Source organism: Acetivibrio cellulolyticus CD2, from assembly GCF_000179595.2.
In the GTDB taxonomy this organism is placed as follows: domain Bacteria; phylum Bacillota; class Clostridia; order Acetivibrionales; family Acetivibrionaceae; genus Acetivibrio; species Acetivibrio cellulolyticus.
This window is the reverse complement of sequence record NZ_JH556653.1, coordinates 2003036-2024067: the sequence shown is the minus strand read 5'-3', so window position 1 is coordinate 2024067 and position 21032 is coordinate 2003036. Positions and strand designations below refer to the sequence as shown.

At 37.8% G+C, this 21032-nt stretch carries 8 protein-coding genes; 7 read left to right on the top strand and 1 reads right to left on the bottom strand.

Features of this window, described 5'->3' with window-relative positions; all coding sequences use genetic code 11:
* The first annotated feature begins 134 nt into the window (after window positions 1-134).
* The 7 genes from ACECE_RS0210880 to ACECE_RS0210850 all read left to right on the top strand — a co-directional run bounded on the left by ACECE_RS0210880 (window position 135) and on the right by ACECE_RS0210850 (window position 15021).
* Window positions 135-1298 carry an MFS transporter gene (locus ACECE_RS0210880; protein ID WP_010681246.1) on the top strand — a complete coding sequence of 388 codons (1164 nt, stop codon included), beginning with the start codon at window positions 135-137 and terminating at the stop codon, window positions 1296-1298.
* Between the two features lie 92 nt (window positions 1299-1390).
* Window positions 1391-10624, top strand: a complete 9234-nt coding sequence (locus ACECE_RS0210875) for a type I polyketide synthase (RefSeq protein ID WP_010681245.1) — start codon at window positions 1391-1393, stop codon at window positions 10622-10624.
* Between the two features lie 105 nt (window positions 10625-10729).
* Window positions 10730-11128: an FMN-binding protein gene (locus ACECE_RS0210870; protein WP_010681244.1), complete on the top strand. Its 399-nt coding sequence runs from the start codon at window positions 10730-10732 to the stop codon at window positions 11126-11128.
* A 70-nt stretch (window positions 11129-11198) separates the two neighbouring features.
* Complete coding sequence (locus tag ACECE_RS0210865; protein ID WP_205410170.1) at window positions 11199-12257, top strand: FAD:protein FMN transferase; 1059 nt, start codon at window positions 11199-11201, stop codon at window positions 12255-12257.
* A 59-nt stretch (window positions 12258-12316) separates the two neighbouring features.
* Window positions 12317-13009, top strand: coding sequence for a response regulator transcription factor (locus ACECE_RS0210860; protein WP_010681242.1), 693 nt, complete (start codon window positions 12317-12319; stop codon window positions 13007-13009).
* Window positions 12996-14393, top strand: a complete 1398-nt coding sequence (locus tag ACECE_RS27245; protein ID WP_010681241.1) for a sensor histidine kinase — start codon at window positions 12996-12998, stop codon at window positions 14391-14393. Before ACECE_RS0210860 ends, ACECE_RS27245 begins: the two co-directional genes overlap by 14 nt.
* A gap of 130 nt (window positions 14394-14523) precedes the next feature.
* Window positions 14524-15021 (top strand): tetratricopeptide repeat protein, encoded by a 498-nt coding sequence (locus ACECE_RS0210850; RefSeq protein WP_010681240.1) that lies wholly within the window; start codon window positions 14524-14526, stop codon window positions 15019-15021.
* 78 nt (window positions 15022-15099) lie between these two features.
* Here ACECE_RS0210850 and ACECE_RS0210845 read toward each other — a convergent pair whose 3' ends face one another.
* Complete coding sequence (locus tag ACECE_RS0210845; RefSeq protein ID WP_010681239.1) at window positions 15100-21021, bottom strand: toxin TcdB middle/N-terminal domain-containing protein; 5922 nt, start codon at window positions 21019-21021, stop codon at window positions 15100-15102.
* Between the last annotated feature and the right edge of the window lie 11 nt (window positions 21022-21032).

Sequence of the window (21032 nt, the reverse complement as noted above, 5' to 3'; positions counted from 1 at the left end):
ATAAGAAATAGCGTAGTTCATATTTAATAAGGGGCATTTTAAAAAATTTGAACCAGTTGAGAGTAATGCACATATATTAAAGAGTATTTTTGAAATGCCCTAGTAAAAAAATCTGTAAGGAGGATATAGTAGGAATGAAAGAAAAACTTCGACCAGTTTTAGGCAACAAGAAGTGGGTTATATACATTATGGCTTTTCTAGTAGGTATAGCAATGGGAATAATAAACCCCCTTACTACTACACATATGGAAGAAAGCAATGTGGAAGGTATATGGATCGGGATTATTTCATCTGCATATTTCTTTTTAATGGCTTTTGGATCTATCTTTACTGATAGAAAAATGAGGGGAAAAGATGTACGGAAGGTGATAATGATAGGTTTATTAATGACTTCTGTTGGCTCTGCAATCTTTCCCTGGGTATCATTAAACCTTATAAGGCTTGTGTTAATGTGTTTTATGGGTGCGGGTATCAGTTTTTTTATGGTTGGAATTCAAACAGCATTACATAACTTATCGGATGACAATAATCGGGCAACAGTTAGTGGACTTTATTCCTTATGTTTTGCAGCAGGCTTTATTGTAAGTTCTTTTACGGGTCCAATGATTTATGAGCGTGTGAAATGGGTGGCTTTTGCAGCAGGTTCGGTATGCCTGATAGCAGTACTTATAATGATTAGTTTAATGTTTAACAAGGGTTTACTTACTATACCCCTTCGCCCAAAAGGAGCAGTATTTAATAAAATTATCCTTGCCTTGCTTGGATCGTTTACTTATGGCGTTTCAGAGACAACGGTTGTTTGCATGTATCCTTTATTTCTGCTGAGACAGAATTACCAGCTTTCTGTAATTGGATACGGTTTAAGTATATTTGTTGTTGGAAGTATTATAGGGATAATGCCTTTTTCATATATAGCAGACAAGGTTGGACGGAGAAAAAGTATGGCTGTATGTGTTGTTATCGCTATACTTTCCATTATAGGAATAGTGTTTGCAGATAACTTTGCAATCAGAATGGTTTTCTCATTTATTGCCGGTTTTGTTATAGGACCTATTTATCCACTTTCGATGGCTCTTGCTGTTCAAGATCTATGTAAAGAAGAAATACCATCAGGGACAGCACTGTTTACTTTCTACTATAGCTTTGGTGCAGCTGCAGGCCCGTTTTCTTCGTCAGTGTTGATGAATGCTTTCGGTAATAAACAGATTTTTACTGTTAGTTTAGTGCTTTTTGTAGCGTTAATTATTTATGTTTTTGTTGATAAAAAACAGTCACAGCAGGAACCGGTAGCTGTATAGCCAAGGAATAGCTGAAGTTATATTTTTTAAATATCTAAAATTGAGTATCAAAAGATGAACTTTATAATTTTATATACGAGGAGTAGACAATTATGGGCAAAATAAAAGATGATAAGAAATTATCAATCGCATACGGTGGAGAAATCTCCGGAGTGTTTTGTGATAAAAGTAATATTGGACGTATACTTATAGATACAGCTGAAGTTTATGGTGATAAAGGTATAACATTTATAAAAAATGATGATTCTGAAATTCGCCTAACATATAAGGAGATATATGATAGGGCATTAATACGTCTTGGGGGATTACAGAGGGCAGGTTTTGAAAAGGGCCAATACGCAATAGTTATAATTGACGAAAGTATTGACTTTGTTATAACTTTTTGGGCATGTGTACTCGGTGGCATAATACCTGCACCACTGGCCTATCCTCCTTTGTCTTCCAATGTAAAGAATGCTTCGCTTCAAAAACTATATGCTGTATGGGATACACTAAAAAGACCTGTTATTTTATCTGACTCAAGCCTGGTGGAGAATGGAAAAGATATTGAAACTACATTATGTATTGATGGTATGCAAATAATTGAAGCAGAAAGCCTGGATGAAGGTGAAACAAGAGGAAGTATAGAACTGGCAGAACCACATACACCTGCATTTATCCAGTTCAGTTCTGGCAGTACAAATACACCGAAAGGTGTAATCCTAACTCATCATAATCTATTGACAAATGTAGAGGCAATTATAGTTTCAGGTAAACTCAACAGTGAAAAAATATCACTTTCATGGATGCCGTTTCACCATGATATGGGCTTGATAGGATTTCATCTGACAATAATCGCTGCAGGAATGGAACAGTATAATATTACTCCCTTTAAATTTGTTAAGAAACCTACTCTTTGGCTTGACCTTGTGTCGAAGCATAAAATTAACATTACAGGTTCTCCAAATTTCGGGTACAGGCTTTTGTTAAACAGAGTAAAGGAAGAGCAATTAAAAACATGGGATTTACGTTCACTGGAATTTATTTATAATGGAGCGGAGCCTATTTCTGTTCCTTTGATGCAGGAGTTTATGGAGACGTTGGCGGTTTGCGGTCTTAAAAGCACCTCAATGTTTCCGGTTTATGGAATGGCGGAAGCATGCCTGGCAGTTTGTTTCCCGCCTGTTGGAAGTAATCCTGAGGTTCATTCTATTGACAGACATAAGCTTGTTGCAGCGTCTAAAGTTGAAGAAGTATCCAAAACCAATAAAAACTCTCTTTTAATTATAGATGAAGGATACCCTGTAAATGGTATTAATGTGAGAATTACAAATGAAAATGGTGAGGTAGTCCAGGAAGGAATTGTAGGTGAAATTCAGATTAGTGGAAACAATGTTACTTCAGGTTATATAAATAACCCGAAGGCGACTGCCGAATCATTTCAGGACAACTGGCTAAAAACCGGGGATATGGGATTTATGTTAAATGGACGTTTGTCAGTAGTTGGACGTCTTAAAGATATTATATTTATAAATGGACAAAACTTCTTTGCTCATGATATTGAGGCAAGAATAGAGGAAATTGACGGAGTTGAGCCTGGAAAGGTTGTTGCCTGCGGATGGCATGGCGAAGCAGAAGGTATAGAAAAGACTGCTATTTTCTCAGTAACTCGAACAAGTAAGGAAAAAGAATTATATACAAAAATAGTGCGTCACATAAATGAAACTATGGGAATTTCAGTAGATTATATTGTTTCTGTGAAGACTATTCCCAAGACCACCAGTGGCAAGGTGCAGCGCTTTAAACTTATCGAGGATTTTATAAACGGTAAGTATGAAAGCAAAACTTTCAAGGCCTCTGATTTGATGCTGGAAGTTATACCAGAACCCACAATAAGTGTCAGAAAAGAAATTAAAGCTATTGATGCTGATGAATATACAGAAAAAGTTCGCGCAATATGGGCAAAAGTTTTAGAAAGGCCTTTAGAAAACATACCGCATGATCAACCTTTTATGTCGTTAGGCGGAACATCTATAAAGGCTATACAGGTGCTAGGTCTTCTCGAAGATGAGTTCAAACTTAGTCTAACCCATGATATTTTGTTAAATTGCAGAACAGTTAATGAAATGAAAGAATATATTCAGGATTTGGTTTCCGGCAATAAGTTATTGCCTGGAAGCAGCAGGCCTGTTTTAGCTGAGGTAACAAATAAGGGACTCGAAAATGGAGATATAGCTGTCATATCTATGTCATGCCGTTTCCCGGAAGCATCTAGTCCGGAGGAATTTTGGAATAACATAATGGAAGGTAAATGCAGCATAAATGATATCCCTGGTGATCGTTGGAATATTAATGACTATTATAGTGCGGAAGGTGGATTCGGAAAAACATACTGTGATAAAGGTGCATTTATTGAAAATCCATATAGATTTGATGCAGATTTGTTTAATATATCTGAAAAAGAAGCAGTTATAATGGATCCTCAGCAAAGACTAATACTTGAACTGGTTTTGGAACTGATAGAGGATGCAGGGTATTCGAGGAAAAAGGTGAGTGGAAAAAACATCGGGTTGTTTGTAGGAGCGAGTACAAATTCTTATTACGAGTTCCATTTGAATACGTTGAACAGGTTGAATCTGCAAAGGTTTGACAGCTTTTCCTCTCTCACTAAAGAGCAGCAGGATATGATAATGCAGGAATGGAAAAGCAAACTTGGTGTGACGGATGAGCATACCAATATTTTGGTTGATAACATATTGAACATGATAGCTGCACGTGCATCTCAAGAGTTCAACTTTAAGGGTCCCAGCCTCGTAGTAGATTCCGCATGTTCTTCATCTCTGGTAGCAATACATTTAGCTTGTGAGGCAATTAAAAAAGGTGAATGTGAAATGGCTATAGCTGGAGGTGTAAACCTTTTGCTTACGCCCACACCGTACATATATTTCAGCAATGCAGGGGCATTATCTGCCAAAGGATCATCAAGGGTTTTTGATGCTGATGCAGATGGGTTTATACCGGGTGAAGGTGCTGGTTTGATTATGCTCAAGCCTTTGGAAAAAGCTATAGCGGATAAAAACCAAATTCTTGCAGTTATTAAAGGCAGTGAGGTAAATAATGATGGGCATTCAATTGGAGTTATGTCACCAAACCCTGACGGTCAGAAAGCAGTAATAGAATCATTATATGTCCGCAGTGGAATTAGCCCTGAGAGCGTTCAGTATGTAGAAGCACACGGTACAGGTACAAAAATTGGTGATCCAAGTGAAGTAAGAGCACTTGACAATGCATACAGCGGATGGGATTTAAAGAAGCAATCCATAGCTATAGGTTCTGTGAAGGCAAACATAGGACACCTTTTGAGTGCAGCAGGAATTGCGAGTTTTATGAAGATTGTATTGGCACTTAAAAATAAAAAGATGCCGCCAAATGTAAACTTGTCAGAACCAAATCCTATGATCAAGTTTGATAAGACGCCATTCTACCTGTTAAAAGATACTGCGGATTGGAATATAGCGGAAGGATTGCCAAGACGTGCGGCTATTAATTCGTTTGGATTCGGGGGAACAAATTCTCACATGATTGTAGAAGAAGCTCCTTTGGAGGCTCAAACAGTAAGTGAAATCAGAACAGTGAGATCTAATCATGTAATGTGTTTATCTGCAAATAGTGAAACTGCACTAGGGCAGAAGATACAAAATATTATAGAATTCCTTGAGAAGAATAAGCATTATGATTTAGGAGATATATGCTACACTGAAAACGTTTTACGTACTCAATATAAAAATCGCCTTAGTGTTGTTGCAAGTTCTGTTGATGACCTTATAGGCAAACTTAAAAAAGCATCTGTAAGTGATAAAGCTGACAAATTTGTACCAAAAGTTGCTTTGATGTTTACAGGACAAGGTTCACAGTATGTTGGAATGGGAAGAGAACTTTATAATAATTTACCTGCTTTCAGAAAATATGTTGATGAGTGCTCAGAGGCATTTTACCCACATATTAATGAGAAGATTACAGACCTTATCTATGGCGAAAATGCAAACGAAAAGTATTTGTCACAGACAAATATTACACAGCCAATTGTATTTACAATGGACTATTCACTCGGAAGGTTAATATTGGAGTTGGGCGTAGAACCCAAATATGTCTTGGGACACAGCCTTGGAGAGTGGGTTGCCGCTTGTATTTCCGGTGCGGTTAGTCTTAAGGACGCTGCCAGAATTGTATCCTTAAGGGGAAAATTAATGAGTGAAATAAAGTCTTCCGGAGCTATGGCTGCTGTTTTCACTAAGGAATCTAGCCTTGAGCCTCTGTTAGAAGCATACGAAGGGACTCTGTGGGTAGCATCATATAATATAACTCACCAGGTTGTATCAGGACAAGCTGAGGCAATGGATAGATTTTTGGCTGATTTACAGACCAAAGGAATAGTTGCCAAGAGGCTGAATGTTTCTCAGGCATTCCATACACCGCTTATGAGTTCTATGCTGGAGGAGTTTAGAAAAGAATTGGAAGTTACAACCTTTAATGCTCCAAGTATTCCTGTAGTTTCAAATATTACAGCAGAAGTTATGGAGAGGACATTTGATGCAGAGTATTGGCTGAACCATATTCTTGGTGCAGTTAGATTTGAACAAAGTATAAAATATGTAGTTGGAAAGGGAGTAAATACCTTAGTGGAGTGCGGACCTGATAAAGTTCTTACAGGTATGGCTAACGCATTTGCTTCAGCGGATAAAAAGCTTGTTTTACCGTCTATGGACAGGAAAAATGATAATTGGGCATCATTACTGGATACCCTTGGCAAATTGTACTCAAATGGTGTCAAAGTACAGTGGGATGAGCTTGAAAAAGATAATTCCTATGAAAAGGTTCCGCTGCCTTCTTATCCTTTTGAAAATAGAACTTTTAAGCCTGACTTTGGAGATTCCACATACCGTTCAACATATTCGGGCAATTTGGATAACTGGTTCTATGAATGGGACTGGAAGTCAGAGCCTGAAGCAGTTTCATCTGCTTTAGGCAATGGAGCAGTTATTGTGTTTAATGATACGAAGGGTATTGGAAATGAACTTGGGAACAAGCTCCGTACAGAAAATAGGCCGGTTTATTTTGTTAATCCCGGTAAGGAGTTTAACTATGATGGAGTTAGAAACTTCACTATCAACCCTGAGAGTGAGGGTGACTATTCAATTTTACTGGAAAAGATAAATGGAGAAATTTCTTCTGTTATACACTTATGGAACTGTTCTAAAGGAAGCATGGCCGCTGAAACTTTTCTTTCAGAAAGCAGTGCACTGTATGAAGGTTCGTACAGCATATTATTTATGTGTAAGGCTCTAATACAGCATAAGGCAGATCGTTTTAGATTTATGTCAGTGACAAATAATGCTTTCTGTTTGACCAATCAATCTTGTGTGGAAAATCCTCATCAGTATATTGCTGCATCTCTGGCGCAGGCGATAGACATTGAAAACAGGGAGATTGATGCTTATATTATTGACGTAAATAGAAGTGAGTACGAATCGGACGTAGAATTGGCAGAGACATTGATTAATGAGTTGAACAGCAAAATAAATTCAGAATCTATTGTTGCAATTAGGAATAAACAGCGTTTTGTACGTGTCCTTGAAAAAGCTACTATAAACAAAAACACTAGTGATTTTGTTTTAGAAGACGGGGAAACCTATATCATAACCGGAGGAGCCGGACATATTGGAGGAGAGATAGCAAAAGCTTTTGCAAAGCAGGCTAAAGTTAATGTTGTATTGACTGGTAGGCGGAAGCTTCAGGAAGGTGAAGAGAAAGAAAAGGATGAAAGAATAGAGTTAATCCAGAGTTTGGAACAACTTGGGGCTAACGTTATGTATTCTGCAGTGGATGTTGCAGATAAAGATCAAATGGAGGAATTAGTCAGATCAATAAATGCTAAGTTTGGAGCAATTCATGGTGTAGTTCATGCTGCTGGCACACTGGACAACTCCTCGGATAAACTTTTGAAAAAAGATATTGATGTTATTAAGAGAGTGCTGGCTCCTAAAGTACAGGGAACGGTCATAACAGATCTTGTAACAAGAAAAGAACCTCTCAAGTTCTTTGTTACACTTTCTTCGATTTCTGCTTCAAAGAAAGTATGGTCAGCAGGGCTTGGGGAATATGCTGCGGCAAATGCATATCTTGACGGCTACAGTTATTTTAGGGAACGTGAAGGTGCTCCAGGACGTTCGCTGTCAATAAATTATTCTTTATGGGCAAATGATGGTATGGTCAAGGCTTTTGGTGAATTGTCTGTTCTCGCAATTAAGAGTCAAGGGTTGGAGCCGCTTCCTTCCGACGGAGCAGTAAAAGCATTTATGAAAGCTATGAGCTGTGGTGGAAAGAATGCATTGCATATTTTTGACAAAAAGGAAGAAAAGAAAGCAGAAAAAGCTGTTGAGTTAAGTTCAGGTAATGCTGAGGCAACTGGCACCAGAAAGGTTATATGTAAATCAGCACAAGAAATAAGAAGTATTGTGTTTAAGGTTATTGCAGATCAGTTAAATATTTCAACCGATGAACTGGAAATAGGCGCTAACTTTACAGAGATAGGTATAGATTCAGTAGGAGCAGTGAAGATTACCAGCGAAATAGGTAAAATGATAAATGTGGAATTATATCCTACACTTATATTCGAATATCAGACGCCACAAGAGCTTTCAGAGTATATTGAAAAGACCTATGCTTCAGATGTGACTAATGAGTTTGACGATGAAGCAAAAAACATAAATTCCGCGGTTAGCAAAGATGAATTACAGGATATTGCAATCATTGGAATGAGTCTTAGAATTCCAGGTGCAAGTAATCTGGATGAGTACTGGGATTTGCTTAAAAATGGCAAATGTACAATCAGGGAGGTCCCAGAAGAGAGATGGTCATGTGCAGACCACTTCAATCCTGATGTTAAGTCACAGCATACTACATACTGCAATAAGGGCGGATTTATTGACAAACCATACGATTTTGATCCGATGTTCTTTGGTATGTCTCCAAATGAGGCTGAAGTTACAGACCCTCAACAAAGACTATTTTTACAGATAGCATGGGAGGCACTTCAGCAGGCAGGTTACGGGGGAAAACACAGAACCAGTAAAATAGGAATATTTGTTGGGTGTGAACAGAATACATATATGGAACACTTTGCAGGATATTGTTCCTATATGGTTATAAAGGACAAATTAAAGAATAGTGAGATATTCAATAATATTGACGAAAAGGGACGTAAGGAAATTTTATCTAATATTATAAATGTTTTAAAGCCTGCAAATATGGTATCCGACTCAGTGGCGGGTAATAGCTTGAATGAGATAGCTGCAAGAGTCAGCCATTGCTTAAATCTTACCGGACCAAGTTTGGTTGTAAATTCCGCATGTTCTTCTTCTTTGGTTTCTCTGCATATGGCATGTGAGAGTATACGATCAGGAGCATCAGAAATGGCCATTGCAGGAGGAGTTAGCCTCAATTTAAGTCCCTCACCCTTTGTTGGCCTTAGCAAGGTGACAGCACTATCGCCAACAGGAGTCTGCAGTCCATTTGATAAGAATGCCAATGGAATGGTGCTTGCCGAAGGTACAAGTGTTGTGCTCTTAAAGCCTCTTAAGCATGCGTTGAGAGATGGTGATCATATATATGCTGTTATAAAAGGTTCTGCAATTAACAATGATGGCCGCTCACAGGGCATAACAGCACCAAAACCGCAGGGACAGGCAGAGGCTATTAGAAATGCTTATCTGCAAGCAGGCATAGACCCTGAAACGGTATCATATATTGAAACTCATGGTACTGCCACACCATTGGGTGACCCTATTGAAGTAGAAGGTATGACAAAGGCCTTCCGCTCATTTACTTCAAAAAATAACTTCTGTGGTATTGGTTCGGTTAAATCCTCTATTGGGCATATGCTTTCGGCAGCTGGAATTACAAGCCTGATTAAAGTTGCGCTTTCATTAAAGAATAAGACTATTCCTCATACTATAAATTATGATCAGCCTAATCCAAATATAGATTTTAAAAATTCGCCATTCTATGTAGTGGACAAGCACCCGAGAGAATGGAAGGCTGCTGGTGATACACCTTTAAGGGCAGGTGTGAATGCCTTTGGATTTGGGGGAACAAATGCACATGTAATTCTTGAAGAAGCTCCGCAATACAATGAGAGTGACTGTGATTCAGTGAATGAAGATATGGTGCATATGATGTTGCTCACCGGGAGGACTGAAAAAGTAATCAAAACTGTTGCAGGTAATTTGAAAAGGTATATTGAGCAAAATCCTGATTCAAATATTGGGTCGATATGCTATACAAATAATATTTCACAAAAAGAACAGTCCTTAAAGACTGCCGCAGTAATAAAATCCAGGGGGAATTTGCTAAGTGTTCTATCAGCAATCGAAAATGGCAGTGAACAAGGTGATATTATAAAAGGCCGATCAAACCCCAACCGACAAACATTGGCTCATGTAATTATGGATGGAGGCTTGATGCTTTGCAATGAAGAAATTGAGCTTTTATCAACCAGGTTTGCTGTTTTCAAGTCAGCTTATAGAGATTGTAAGAACAAGATTTTAGAAGGCATTGGAAGCAATTCGGGCAGTGGTATTAAGGAAAAAGTTGAAAGTATAGCAGTCCAATATGCTGTAGGTATGTTGCTGGAACATTTAGGTGTAACTCCTAAGTGCATCATAGGTCAGGGGATGGGCATTCTTGCTGGGATAATGCTTACTGGACTTGCAACATTCAAAAATATTGCTGAATTTCTTTTAGGTAAAGGAATTCAAATAAATAATTCTGAGGATAAGGCTGAAATATGCTGGAAGTGTCAGGTTATTACTCCTTTAGGCACAATAAGTAGAATAGAAGATTCAATTTCTTATGCTGAGGCAAGTATAAATAATAATTCGACATTCACGGCTGGGTTTGAAGGGGTGAATAATAATGATGCCCTAATATGCTGTGGCTGTTCATCAACTTTAATAAGCATTATTAGTGCTTTAGGGTATGGGAAACAAATAATTGAACTGAAATTTTCCGAAGAATCAATTATTGGAGCATTGGCAAAGCTATACGTTTCAGGTGTGGACTTTAATCCTGCAAAGCTTTACAATGGAACGCAGAGAAGAATTCCGCTGCCGACATATCCGTTTGAAAATGCAGAATATAAAGTAACATTTAAAGATGAGGAGCTGGAATTGGACGAAAGGCCTATGGCTGAACCTATTAAGTTGGATATTCTGCATAATAGCCCTGTTGGAAATGAACCTGTACAAAGGAACGATAAAAAGCGTGGGCTTATAAAAATAATAGTATAAATTCCTTGACATTACATTAATGTAATAATAAAATATTTATGGATATTTATGATATGTTAGTATTTTATTACTAATTTCTCATATCGGGAAGGATGAGTGTCGACAGTGTTAAAGAAGATTATCATTATTGCCATTTCAGGGGTTGTTCTTATTGGAGTAGTCGCTTTGGCTAAATATGGAATTGATGCTATGAGATATGAAAAGTTGATGTCAAAATTAGTTGTATCTGATGTTGATTTGCAAAAAGTAAATGATGGTACTTATAACGGCTATTTTAATGGGTATCTTGTTGCTGCAAATGTAGACGTAACAGTAAAAGATCATAAGATAACTGACATAAAGCTTGTTAAACACAAATATGAAAGAGGAAAACAAGCTGAAGCAGTTGTCGGTAAGGTACTCTCTGCTCAAACACTTAAAGTTGATGTTGTTTCCGGAGCTACAAATAGTTCTAAAACCATTTTAAAAGCGATAGAAAATGCATTGACAGGAGAAAAACAATAGAATGTAAAGAGCTTATCAATAAGTGGAGTCATTATCAAAAAAGTGATTTTTGATAATGACTTGTTTTTTAATGTTTACTAAAAGAAGCTTGTTTTTATACTCGAGAAATATAATCGAAGGAGTAGTATTGAAAATTATGAATGGAGACTATGAGAAAACAAGAGATGAAAGACTTATAGAAAAACAAGACTATTTTATGAGTACAATTGTTACGCAAAAAATATATGGTCATAATTCTTTAGAAGCATATAACAATGTTTTGGTAGAAATTCAGGAGTTAGAAAACTTGATGAGCTTCTTTAAAGATAGCAGCGATGTATCTATATTAAATAGAATGGCTGGCAAAGGTGTGGTCAAACTTTCCAAGAAAACAATAGATGTACTGGCTTGCGCTAAAGATCATGAAAATATTTGCAGAGGGGCGTTTGATATAACAATAGCACCAATTATCGATTTGTGGAGACGATGTGGAAGACTTTCGAAAATTCCCGGACAAAAAGAGGTAGAAGAAACGCTAAAGTGCGTTGATTGCAGATCACTTCATGTTGATAGGATTAATAATATGGCAAGTTTGGCACATGAAGGCCAGTTGGTAGACCTTGGAGGTATAGCTAAAGGTTATGCTGCGGATATTGCTGTTGAGATATATGCAGGTATGGGTATAAAATCTGCTATTGTAGATTTGGGAGGTAATGTGTTTTGTGTTGGAAACAAACCCGATGGCAATCCATGGACAGTGGGAATCCAGCGCCCTTATGCAGCAAGGGGAGTTAGTATAGCTGTACTGCAAGTGACTAATAAAACTATTGTTACTTCAGGCGATTATGAGAGATTTATTAAAGTGAATGGTAAGAACTATCACCATATAATAGATCCAAGGACAGGCTATCCTGCTGATTCTAATTTGGAGAGCGCTACAGTGATATGTGAGAATTCTATGAAGGCAGATATTTTATCTACAGCTGCTTTTGTTTTAGGGTTGAATGAGGGCATGGAGGTTATTGGTAAAGTTAATGATGTAGAAGCAATTTTGGTTACTAAGGATAAGGAAGTCTTTATAACGAAAGGATTGCGGGATTGCTTCCATTGCTTGGATTCGGGAAATGATTATAAGTACTATATATACTAATACTACTTCAAAAAGAAATTGATACTAACATGTATGTTTTGGTTTTTCTTGGAGGGAAAATGGGATATAGAATTTTAATAATCGAAGATGAGTTGAAAATTGCGCGGTTTCTGGAATTGGAATTAGTTCACGAAGGCTATGATGTTGTTTTGGAAAACGATGGACGCAGCGGATGTGATAAAGCATTAGCGGAAGAGTTTGATCTACTCATTCTGGATTTGATGCTTCCATGTATTAGTGGTATTGAGGTGTGCAGGAGAATTCGCAGGCAGTCGCAAGTCCCTATTATTATATTGACAGCAAAAGATGATGTCTCAGATAAGGTAATGGGATTGGATACAGGGGCAAATGATTATATGACAAAGCCCTTCGCAATAGAAGAATTACTGGCAAGGATGAGAGGCATATTAAAAAGGTATGGAACAATAAATGTACCAAATGACAGTAATGTTTTGTCAGCCGGAAAACTGACACTTGACCCGGATAAATTTAAGGTAACGTATGATAATGAGGACATTCCACTGACTAAAAAGGAATTCCAGCTTCTTATGTACTTGATGAATAATGAAGGGCTGCTAATAACGCGGGAGAAAATCCTCGAAAATATTTGGGGTATAGATTATATGGGATTAACCAATGTTACAGACGTATATATACGGTATTTAAGGACAAAGATTGATGATAAATATGGGGTTAAATTAATACATACCATAAGAGGAATGGGGTATAAATTTAATAATGAGGGAATATAAAAGCATGACTGAAAACTTTACTAGAAAAACAAAGTTTTCAATCAGTTCTAAAATTGCAGCCACATATATGAGAGGATTGATTGTTTCTCTATTTTTTTGTACCTTGATTATCGGTGGTACGCTTTTTATTTCCCTCATTAAAAATGAATGGAACAAGCTTGAGAAAACTTATAGTTTACTGACAAATGAATTGAAGAATTCAAAAGATAATGATATAAAAGCTCCGATATACAGGGTGCTGGGACGTCAATACACAGACTTAATAATTGATGAAGCTAAGAAGGAAATACGGATTATTCGAAGTGATGATGAGATAGTTTTTAAGGAAACAAGCGGAGAGCGTTTACTTTGTATATTTTGTAGAACAAAAAATGAGTTGTTATTAGTTTATGAAAGAAGACTATCTTTCAAAAACAAGCAATATAAAATTATGTTGTTTGGAGATATTTTTGAGCATGTAGTTTTGATATTAAGATTTTTAACTATTTCTGTGGGAGCAAATCTGCTGGTAATTTTGTTTACAGTAGTATTTGGAATTAGGCACAACAGCAGAGTTTTAAAACCCATTAAAGACATGACGCAAACAGTTAAGAGTATTTCAGGAAGTAATTTGAGCCTTCGTATCAATACAGAAGATGTTCAGGATGAACTGAGTGAATTGGCTAAAACCATTAATGGCATGATGGATAAGATAGAAAATTCCTATAACAGGCAGCAGCAGTTTGTTTCGGATGCATCTCATGAACTCAGGACACCAATAGCTGTTCTTCAAGGATATGCAGATATGCTAGACAGATGGGGAAAAAATGACCCTAATGTGCTTCTGGAGGCGATCAGCACTATAAAATCCGAAACGAATAACATGAGGGAGTTGGTGGAAAAACTTTTATTCCTTGCAAGATGTGATAAAAGTACATTAACCTTTCAAAAGGAGGATTTTGATCTGTCTGAACTTTTGGAGGAAATGGTCAAGGATACGGAAATAATAGTTAACTACCATGAAATAATAAAAGATATACAGGCGGGAATACATATACATGCAGATAGGAATAGGATAAAACAAGCAATTCGGGTGTTTATAGATAATGCAGTAAAATATACTCCTGAATATGGTAAGATATATATTGGTTTGTCTAAGGTGAAGGGGGATGCCCTAATTTCTATAAGTGATACAGGCATTGGAATTTCAAGCGAAGATATTTTCAAAATTTTTGATCGCTTTTATCGATCGGATAAATCGAGAACTAAGGAAAAAGGTGGGAGTGGGCTAGGACTAGCAATAGCTAAAGAAATTATTTCAGGGCATAACGGTAAAATCAAAGTTCGTAGTAAGGTGGATGAAGGCTCAGAATTTTCAATATATTTAAGTCTTCAATATGAGTAATATAGTATTGTAATTCATGGACTTAAAGGGCGTTTTGTGTTAGAATTAATATAAAAGATTTGGATTTTCGACTTAATTTCTTTCTCATAAGAACAGTTCAATCTTTTTAATCCAGTATTGAGGTGTTTTTATGGAAAGAAAGCCATTTAGCTTATCTAAGAAAGTAATAATAATTACTTCTGTTATTATTGTCGTTGCTGCTGCCACCGTTGCTTCAATTTATTTTATTAATAACAGTAAAAAGAATACCACTTCCAGCACGGCAAATTCTGATGAGAGTATAACAGCATTGGAAAAATTGAGTGAAGAGGGAAAATATAAAGAAGCTGAGAAAACGGCAGAAAAGATTTTAAAATCAAATCCTGGTACGGACACAAAGCTGGATGCACTTTGGGAGTTAACTCTTGCAGAAAGCGGTCAGGGCAAGTATGATGAAGCAATTGAACACGCAAAACAAATGAATGATTATGAGCCCGCAAGCAGTCATTTTCTTCTTGGAATAATATATTTTGATAAGAAGGACTTCACAAAGGCAAAGCAGGAGCTGACAGAAGCCAAACAAAAAGATTCATCTTTAACTGAACAAATAGATTATTACCTGGAGTGGATGAAAAAGAATGCAGTTTAGTAGCAATAAGCAGCATAAATTTTATATTGAATGACAAGGCCAAAAAACCGCTTTAAAAGCGGCTTTTTGGCTAATTTATTACCATTTGAATTCTTTTTTTATCTCTACTCCTGCTTCTTTTAGCAGCTTCAATATGTCATCTCCATAATCAAGAACTATAATTCCACCGGAAGCTGAGACTAATCCTGTTTGCCAGATTGGAGCGGCAACTTGACCGAAAATAACATTTAGAATAGGATAGCCTTTATCTGTATTAATAAAACTTTTTCCAAGTTCCTTGGCAAAAGTGAGCCCGGCAGAGCCTACATCCTTTGTTTTACCGAGTTCTTCTGCTGATTTGGCAAAAGTAGTTTCAAGGCTTTCAGGTGTAGGTTTCTGGAAAGATACCTTCGGTCCTGTAAACCAGCCGTGTTGGAAACCGTAGGTTGCAAGGCTGAAGATGAAACCTGTTATAGCTCCAGTTAAAGCACCTTTCCAGACTTTTTCCCATATTTGGCTCGCAGTTCCTACGCCACCTGCGAAACCTGCAGTAAGACCCATTGCGGCACCTGTAACAGCGCCGGAAAGAGTTCCTGAAATAAGTGTTGAGGCAAGGGTATTACCAAATAGGGCAGTCATGCCGGCTCCTATTCCTGCACCGGCCAGAGATGAAGCACCACCAAGTGCCATGCCGGTTAGAACTCCAAGCAAAACGTCTCCTCCCGCCTGGCTGGCTGCAATACCTCCAACAACACCACCGGCTGCCATTCCGACTCCTACTGCTACTAAAGCGCCTACACCAATAAGACCCGCACCAAAAGTTACAACAGTGAGCACAATTACTGCAACTACAGCAACTGCTGCAACAACTGTCTTCCAATTTTCCTTGAACCAATCGCCTATGTCATCCCAGAAATGTCCTGTTGGGTCTACGTATTTCAGAGGATTGTTGAGTACATAGCTGTATCGGTTCCAGGACATTGGATTATAAACTCCAGGTATGATAGTATCAGGGGTAATAAATCTGCCTATTTGAGGACAGTAGTATCTCGATGACATACATACAAGGCCCGTAAAAAGGTCATATTCCTTACCTGCAAATAGAGTCCGGATCTCTTCGGTGCCAACAGTTGTTTTATTTTCCAGTATTGAACCAAAGGGATCGTAATAAATACTTTGAAGTACTTTGCCATCCGGGCCGGTTACTTTTGAAGTGCTGCCAAGGTGATTATGATGAAGGTAAACAGCAACACCGTTATCCTGCCTGATTCTTGCTATGCACTGATTTCCGTCAAATATCAAAAGATACATTATGTTATCCTCAATTGATATCATCTCATCAGGAGTAAATATGTTTGAAGTTTTATCGGAACCTGTATAACTCAAAGAGACCCTTTTACCCTGGTGGTCATAGGACATTTCCATTTTTTCACTGTCTTTAGATGCCATAATTAGCTTCCCAGCAGAATCATAGCTGAAATTGCCTATTGGGGATGAGACAAGCTGACCTATTTCGTTGAAAATAAATGAATCATTTCCGACTTGATAAAGCTTGCCGACATTATCATATAAGAGATCGCCAACATCTGATTTGAATGTGAGGTCCGATAAATCATTGTATGAATAATTCCATTCTGTTCCCGATTGGGTAACTGCTCTGGTTAATCTATACAAGTCGTCGTAAGTATATTCGGTAGAAAGCTTTTGATCAGCTGATTCTATCTCTATTATATTTCCGACGAAATCATAGTGGTAGATAAAATTATCGATTATATTTCCCGAAGAGTCAGTTGTAATACAGCTTAGCACGCGGAAAGTTTTATCATCATAACTATAAACTGAGCTAATACCATTATTGTAGTCAACCTTTGTTCTTTGACCTCTTTCATTGTAGTCGACTTTCTTCACAAAGCCAGGAATTCTCTGCAATCGCCCTTCAGTGTCATATTCATAAAGTACCTTCATTCTGCCAGCCCCGGGGGAATATGCGGGATATGTTATTGAAGAAATTTGTCCGTCTGCTCTATGAGAGTAGTCGAAGACAAGTTGCGTACCAGGCAATCCTTTTGGGAATACTGTCTTTTTTATTATTCTGCCAAGTGCATCGTAATCATAAATTTCCTCTCCGCCCTGGTGAATAACCTTTACAGCCCTGCCCAGCGAATTGTTTGGATTCTCTGCCAGTGGTGGATAGGGATTGTTTGTATCGTTATAGGTATATTGCGACATTTCGGAAGATAAATTTGCATCTCTTATTTCTTGCAGCCTTCCCAAACAATCGTATGAAAAAAGAATTTTTTCTCCCTTGCTGTTTCTTTTCTCCCGCCTGTTTCCCAAAGCGTCATATACAAAAACAGAGTTTCCTGTCAAACAGTTTTGAATCGAGATGGGGTTTCCACTATTATCGTAAATAAAGTTTGTCTTTTTTTCTTCTGGTTCGGATACTTCAAGTAAATTTCCCTTTAGGTCATAACTATATCTGGTTGAAATCCAGCGGTTTTGCAAATTTAGCGATACTTCGCTAATTCGTCCTGTGCAGTCATAAATATTTTTCAGAGGTGTACCTGAATGGACGGCATTTGTGTCAGTTCTGGTGTCTTCTTCATCATAGATATATACAATATTTTTTGTATACTCTATTTTTTTAAAAGATCCATCGGGGTTTATCATTTTTAACGGCCTTCCAAGGGCATCGTACTCAAATTTGGTGGAATCAATTCCATGAGGTTTCTGGTAAGTTTCGTCCTTTGCAGTAAAGGGTACAAACTGCTCTTTTACCAGACCCCTACTTGAGAAGATACAGCTCTTTTGGACGAATTCGACGCCTTTTCTCAGTATCCGTTCTTCTATAACCCTGCCTGAGCCATCAAGGAATACCTTTTTACGTATTGTATCGGAAGAACCGTTTTCGGGCCTTTTTTCACACAGAATACAAGCTGGAATGCTGTCAGTCAGATACTTATAACTCTCAGTGGGAAATTGAGAAGTTGCTCCCGGTTCTATTGTATAGATCAATCTACCCAGAGAATCATACTTTTCTTCAATTGTTGATCCATTGGTATCTGTCAGTGCTTTCAGCTTATTTGCACGAAAATCGTAGGCTGCAAAAGTCGTATTTCCCATAGCATCGATTAGTTTTTCCGGATGGATGCGGTTGGCTTCAAATAATATCTTTGTCACATCGCCAAAGGTATTTATGACTTTTCCGCTATAAACATTATCGAGGTCTTCAATTTCGTAAGAAGTTCCAAACGCCCACCAGCCATTTTCGCCATCTTTCCTGTGATAGCCCATGTTTGCCAAATCAGGTACATCATTGGAGTATACGCTATTTACTGTTGCATCATCAATTGCAAGAAATTCCTGATTTGTTATAAGGCCTTTATTTCCAATTTGGCCTTCCGGTAAATTATCGTAATAGCGTATTGTTAATGAGAGTACATTCTGGTTGTTGTCGGTTTGTATTACTCTTGAGGGTTTATTAACAAACCTTTCCTCATTGCTGACTGCATAGTAAATCCTTGTGATAAGTATTTTTTCATCTGAAGAGTTTTCGGGATCATAGGCTTTTTGCTGTTGCACAAGGACATTTCCATAATTATCGTATTCCAGGTTTTTGGTTGAAGTTATTCTAAAGGATGACAAGTCATTGTCAAAGTGTGTAGTTGTGGTTTCATCCAGTTGTGAAGTTACAAGTTCTTTATTTCCTGCAACTTTTAAAGTTTTTGTACTCCAATTATTTATTGTGTTGTAGAAAAGATATTCAGACCCTGTTATATCAACTTCCCAGACCTCTGTTTTTAAAACCTTTCCTCTTAGACACTTCAAATGGAATTTATCTTTTTCGGGGATGTGCTTTAATGGCTCTTTTTCATTGCATCCAAGGTGGTGCATGTTTTTTGTCAACATTGAAGGGGTTGAGTCATCACCCTCCTCTAAGACTTCAACAAGTTTAAATCCAGCAAATTCCCTGTCAATTCCATCATAATGGCCTTCATGATATTTGTAACTTGTTACGGTTTCAATATTAGTCACCAAATCGCAAGTTACAATAGCTGAAACTAACTGTACAGGGAATGGTAAAAAGGTATTCCATGGCTTGCCAAGTAAGGAATCACGTTGGCGTTCTAAGGTGGAAACACTATATTTGATAGACGTTTTAAGCCCCATCCCATTATCAATGCTGTCTAGAAGATATGGTTTTTGGCTGCCTGATAGATCCAGATAGAAATATTCGGTTTTGTTGTTTCCGGCAACCCTGTATGCCCATAGGACTCCAACGGTGCCAGTTCCTTTCATGTCTGCAAGTCGTATATCCTTTGGCTCTGTTCCTGGAGTATGGGATATTTCAACAGGATTACTTAAAAATGAGCCGCCTGTATTAATCCAATATAGAACTCTGTCAAAATCTACATAGATCAGGTCGGAGCAGCCATCTCCGTCAATATCGGCAAGAAACATTCTTTGAGGAATAAAGTTTAATGGAATTGAATTAACGTTTTTCAGCTCTCTTTTTTCACCCCAGATTCCATTTCCCAAGTAAGGCCAAAACTTTACGCCGCAACTGTCTACCTTTACAATATCCTGCAACCCGTCACCAGTCATGTCTGCAAAATATACGTGTGCATCATTTATGTCAACCGGTGGAAACAAATTAAGGGGGATTGTGACCGGTTCTGTAGTCCAACCTTTTTCCTTATCCCTGTAATAGAGGCAGTAAAAATCCTTTCCGATTGATAATAGATCTGTTATGCCATCCCCATTTAAATCAATAAGCCTTGTATTTGAGTCTTTAAGGCTTGCGTGTGGAGATTTGTCCCAGAATATTGGCTTTCCAAACCCTCCGCCCGGTAAATGTGGATAATACCCGGTTATAGGTCTGTCCAGAAATATCAGATCGGCAGTTCCATTACCCTCCATATCCGCAAATGCAACACTTTGGCTGTTCAGTTCTAAAGGCAGCGGTAGTTTGTCAACGGTTTTAGGTCTGCTCCAAACACAGTTGCCGCGATTTTGCCATATTTCAACTTTGCCGTTTCTTATTTCAAGTAAATCAGCAAGACCATCTCCATCGAAATCTACAAGTTCACGTTTACCATCTTCGAACGAGTCGGGCAGAACATTTTTAAATTCACCTTTAAATTTTTCAAGTTTAGCACCTTTAAAAGATGAATAATCCAGAGTTAAAACCGGCAAATTCTCAGAATTACCATTATCATCAAACCCTGTAAGCTTTACAGTATGAAGAAGGGAATGCTTGCTGCCGGCTGCTTCTTTATAGCCTAAGGACCATGTTCTGAGTAATGGGCTCTCCGAATTCGAAAGGTTCAGATCTATACTGCTGCACCTTAGTCCTGTTAAGATTGAAAATCCTGCTTTTGAATCAATTACAATGTCCTCTCTTTTTTCATAATTAAATTCAATAGCATAAATACTGTAGTCAATTTTTTTAATATATAAGTTTTCACCGTCTCTAAGATATTTAAAGGAAACTTTATATCCAAGAGGATCTTCAATTTCCTCCAAAAGCCATTTGAAGATTTTAATTCTGTTATTTTCCACCTTAAAAATTCGAGATTGTTCTGTTGTTCCAAGGTGGTAATGAACACCGTTTTTATCAGTGAGTTTGAAGCCATCGCTTAAACGTTCTATTTTCCATCCATAAGGATCTGTTTCGATGCTATAAACTCCATCTGAGGTTTCTATCATATTGCCTGCGCCCTCTAAGACAAGGGGATCTTTATCGGTATATTCCGGCATGAACCTTTTGATAGAGCGGCTTATCGCAAGTAGATTCAAGGAAAAACCCATACCGAACGGACCATTGCCTGAAGCAGTATTGTACGAAAGGCTTAACTTGGGGGCAATGTCATTAGGCCCATTGGGGATATCAAGGGGTATATTATATACCCCTGTTCCCATATGAAGATCCGGTTTGAATTTTTCTCCAAGACCCTGTATTGTACCCCCACCTTTTGGCAGGGATAATATCTGTTCTGCAATTCCAGTTGTTTTACTCATTTTGGCCCCTC

Coding starts and splice junctions, on each gene's coding strand:
- ACECE_RS0210845 (WP_010681239.1), bottom strand. CDS start 21,021: ATGAGTAAAACAACTGGAATTGCAGAACAGATATTATCCCTGCCAAAA.
- ACECE_RS0210850 (WP_010681240.1), top strand. CDS start 14,524: ATGGAAAGAAAGCCATTTAGCTTATCTAAGAAAGTAATAATAATTACT.
- ACECE_RS0210880 (WP_010681246.1), top strand. CDS start 135: ATGAAAGAAAAACTTCGACCAGTTTTAGGCAACAAGAAGTGGGTTATA.
- ACECE_RS0210860 (WP_010681242.1), top strand. CDS start 12,317: ATGGGATATAGAATTTTAATAATCGAAGATGAGTTGAAAATTGCGCGG.
- ACECE_RS27245 (WP_010681241.1), top strand. CDS start 12,996: ATGAGGGAATATAAAAGCATGACTGAAAACTTTACTAGAAAAACAAAG.
- ACECE_RS0210865 (WP_205410170.1), top strand. CDS start 11,199: ATGTTTACTAAAAGAAGCTTGTTTTTATACTCGAGAAATATAATCGAA.
- ACECE_RS0210875 (WP_010681245.1), top strand. CDS start 1,391: ATGGGCAAAATAAAAGATGATAAGAAATTATCAATCGCATACGGTGGA.